Source organism: Bacillus sp. 05T31, from assembly GCF_056396725.1.
Map to the genome: position 1 here is coordinate 1 of NZ_JBFTMA010000383.1, position 4,070 is coordinate 4,070.

Sequence of the window (4,070 nt, forward strand, 5' to 3'; positions counted from 1 at the left end):
TTGCTCCTCATGAAGAAAAAACGAGAGCTTAGTGAGTATAAAGCCATATATATGATTAAAGACTATTTTCTTCTTCTATTCCAAACTATACAAAACATACTAAGATTAGTAGTGCAGACCAAGGCATTGGTTCGCACTACTATTTTTTATATATTAGAAGTGAAGAGAAGGTCGTGGGTGTTTTGGGATCCTGAATCCGTATACAAAACTGAGCTTCTTCACCAAAAAGCAAGCTGTATTAGCAAGATGGTGTATGTAGCTGAGCAACGTGCAGAATACAATATCATTCGCAGTCTTCCTGGGATTGGACCGAATACTGCCGTACGCTTGATGGCTGAAAGAGGAGATATTACTCGTTTTAACAATAACAAGCAACTCAATGCATTTGCTGGTATTGATATACGCCGTTTTCAATCAGGTAAAACCTTTTTTAAAGATAAAATCAATAAACGTGGAAATAAACATTTGCGGAAGCTCCTTTTCCTCATCATCCAGAACATGATTAAACAACGACGTTACGGACAAAATCAYATTGTTGAGTATTACGATAAATTAAAAACGCAACCTTATAACAAGTGTCATAAAGTTGCGTCCATTGCATGTGTAAATAAATTATTGAAGCTTCTCTTCTATCTCATTACACATAATATGCACTATGATTATCGGCTAACCGCCTGAAACCATAGTTTCATCCATCATACCATATCTTCACCCTAGTAAAAAATGGACACATATTAGGGGTATTTGGTTTGCATTCTAATTGGCTTAAAATCTCTGACATTTAATCAATTATAACTCTAAAAAACAGTTGACTAATCGTAAGAAAAAACACCCGAGAGCTATCAAAGGTGTTACTTCGCCTATTCAATCTCTTACTGCAAAACGGGCGGAAATCTCATCGATATGAGAAAAAACGATCTTTGATATATTAGGTGTTGTTTACAATTGTACCATGTCTGATAATTAAGCCGCTTAATTCAAAAAAGTGAAACCCGTTAGGGTTTATTTCGTATGCAAATCTTTCAATCACCTACACTTGCYCTTTAGAAAAAAGAAAYAATCTCGCCTAAAATTGACTTTGCATAAGCTTAGCTTGATAGCGACGGGGGAACGCCACACATCCATCAACTTAAAAATTCAAAATTACCCCAAAACGAAAAAAATGAGCTCAATTCTCATGGACACCTATAAACAGATGTAATTTCCGTTTTGGAGGCACTTCAAATTGTTAGCTTAATAGGCATGAGGGAAACCCCATAATTACCATCAACATTTGGGCGTAGTTTCAATATATATTAGACCCCTATGTTAGTGGCTTCCATAATGCCAAAGCGAATATCCAATTTGGGTCACCATTTCCTTGATGATTTTGAACAGCTTCATACACTTTCCCTTGATGTTCTACTTTGTCGCCCTTTGTATATGCCTTCCTCRGATCCCATTTTTCATAAGATACATTTTGATCTTTTGTTTTTATCAGAAGAATGTTACTTTGATTTGATGTATTYCCAGCTGYATCTACAGCCTTYACTGCRTATTTATATTCCTTATTARCTKTTAGRTTTTGATCARTAAACGTCGTWCCTTGTAYYGTTTGAATYARTTGTCCATCACGTAATACCTGATATTCTTTTACACCTACATTATCTGWAGAAGGATTCCATTTTAGYTCTACACTGTTAGAAGTAACRTTGCTTGCATATAATCCTTGYGGCTGYGTGGGAGCYTCTGTATCTGGCTTAGGATTAACAATTTGATTTACTTTCTTCAGGCCATCCTTTGTAACCTCATACATTACCTTTTTATCAAAGCTTTCGTGCTTATTATTATCTAAATTTATTAACGTTGCTCTCTCTTCACCTTCTAGGTGTGTAAGTTCAATAAAATCGCCCACTTTTACTGGGACTGTTTTTGATTCAGCATTTTGCTGTTTATTCCCATAAACCTCTTTGTTATAGACCACTTTACCTGATGTGTTTTTCACTTTAATGCTTGCGTATGTACTATCAAAGTAATGGTGTGGTACACCTGCTTTTAGATCAATTTGCATTTCTTCTGTTGATTTATTTAAATTTACTTTTGCGAATTCAAAATCTCCAATCCCTTTCAGTGACCATGAAAACTGTTTTCCTTCCAAGATATCATCTGTATTTGGTACATGGCTTTTTATTTGAGTAAGAAGATCCATCATCGGTCGCGGTTCATTCGCAAAAACAGAAATGATACTGTTATTTAATTCTTTCCACTCAGCATCTGTTACATTTGGATTTTGTAACATAAGAGAAACGTAATCTTTCCATACTAAAAAATTGATTGGTAAAATATTGGTGGATATTTTATAAATTGCAATTTTATTATCTGCTGAAGTCATCGCTTTCGCTAACCAGCGTAATCGCTCTGATTGATCTAGTTTTACTGGGTCACGTTCAGCATTTTCAAATAGTAGCATATATGGTACTTGATTTGTCGGGCTATTATCTGACCAAGGAATAACAGTTGCATCATGACGGCTCGATTCACCCCATCCGGATATATCATTTCCTAAATTCCAAGAAGATGGTTTGTTATTCCATATGAGTGCACAATGTCCAGGTTGTCCAACAGGCATAGCTGCCACTCCAAAGGCTTGGCTTACTTGCGTACCAAACTTCGAAATATTACCGCATACCCCGCCAAATCTGTAAATGGAAGAAAGATTCCAACCTAAACCGTAGAATGCATCATTTCCAGCGTGAATGCTAACTCCATCTTTGTTATGGGTTGTATATTTAATCAAATATGCACTTTCCCCTACCTTATCTTGACTTTTAAGTTCTGGATGTTCCGTATTAATCATATTTCTTGCCCAAGTTAAATCTTCTTCTGGTGACCAAGTATTCACTACTAATCTTAAATGCCAAACATCATATGTTCTAAAGCAAGGAAGTAACTCGTTATTTTGATCTGCTGATTTATAATGTTGGTATCTTGTTAATGGATTAATAGGTTTATTGTTTGTCCAATATTTTATAGGTTCAGCATGAGCTAAAGATGTGGATATCGCTAATTTCAAATACAATCCTTCGTGAGAATCTGCATCCGCATTCCAGATTGTATGCCATATCTCAAGTGCATTTACAGGATTTTTTCCAGTTGGACTACCACCTTCAAGATAGGTATTCATCACATCTGTATTTTTCATAGCCCAGCTAAGAAATCTTTGATGGTCAGCATCTTTTTTAGCAAATGCATCCATTGTTGCAGCACCTGTTTGTGATATGAATTGCCACTGAGCCAAAGCTGCCGCAAATACTTGATCTGCAAGCTTCTTTTTTAAATTCTCTTCAGTAATACCCCCAATATTTCCATTCAGATATGCTGTGAGATTATTCAAATGAGCTTCAAAATTACCATTTGCAATTGCTTGATCCGTTTGTTGGCCCAATGTTTCTAAAGTGAATGTCTCTTGATTGAATGACATTGTTTCAGCTGAAACCTTTGTATGCGGAATCGTAGCAATACTTCCTAAAATAATCGGCATTGTTAATAATAAAGATGAAATCCTTTTCAAAATAATTCCCCCTTTTTTGTTTTTGACCTTTGACTGCTGCATGATTCTCGTTTATATAAAATAATTTCCATACTTAAAGGCATGAGGAATTAAACAGCCAACATGAATATAATTTGGTAGTTTCCTAACCTTTCGCAACTGGCTGACATAGTGGAATGCACCTTAGTCCCTATAACTTTCACTAATTTTACCTTTATCGAATTTCATTCTCAGATGAAATCATAACAAATTTCATTTTATAACGTGGTATTCCCACGCCCATCAACTTAAAAATTCAAAGTAAGTGGTTTCCATAACGATAAGGCAAATATCCAATTCGGATCACCATTTCCTTGATGATTTTGAACAGCTTCATACACTTTCCCTTGATGTTCTACTTTGTCGCCCTTTGTATATGCCTTCCTCGGATCCCATTTTTCATAAGATACATTTTGATCTTTTGTTTTTATCAGAAGAATGTTACTTTGATTTGATGTATTCCCAGCTGCATCTACAGCCTTTACTGCGTATTTATATTCCT

Annotated in this window: 2 protein-coding genes and 2 pseudogenes; 2 read left to right on the forward strand and 2 right to left on the reverse strand. The window is 35.5% G+C overall.

The features are described 5' to 3' along the window. Positions 1–210: 210 nt before the first annotated feature. Positions 211–678: pseudogene (locus tag AC1DJR_RS19840) on the forward strand (transposase); the annotation flags it as partial. A 140-nt stretch (positions 679–818) separates the two neighbouring features. Continuing rightward, positions 819–967: pseudogene (locus tag AC1DJR_RS19845) on the forward strand (IS4 family transposase); the annotation flags it as partial. Between the two features lie 336 nt (positions 968–1,303). On the opposite strand, the gene AC1DJR_RS19850 reads toward AC1DJR_RS19845, so the two are convergent. Beyond that, entirely contained in the window at positions 1,304–3,550 is a 2,247-nt protein-coding gene (locus AC1DJR_RS19850; RefSeq protein ID WP_477003321.1) for a putative mucin/carbohydrate-binding domain-containing protein, read from the reverse strand. Between the two features lie 266 nt (positions 3,551–3,816). Further along, positions 3,817–4,070, reverse strand: a 254-nt coding sequence (locus AC1DJR_RS19855; RefSeq protein ID WP_477003322.1) for a carbohydrate-binding protein, incomplete at its 5' end; no start/stop codon positions are given.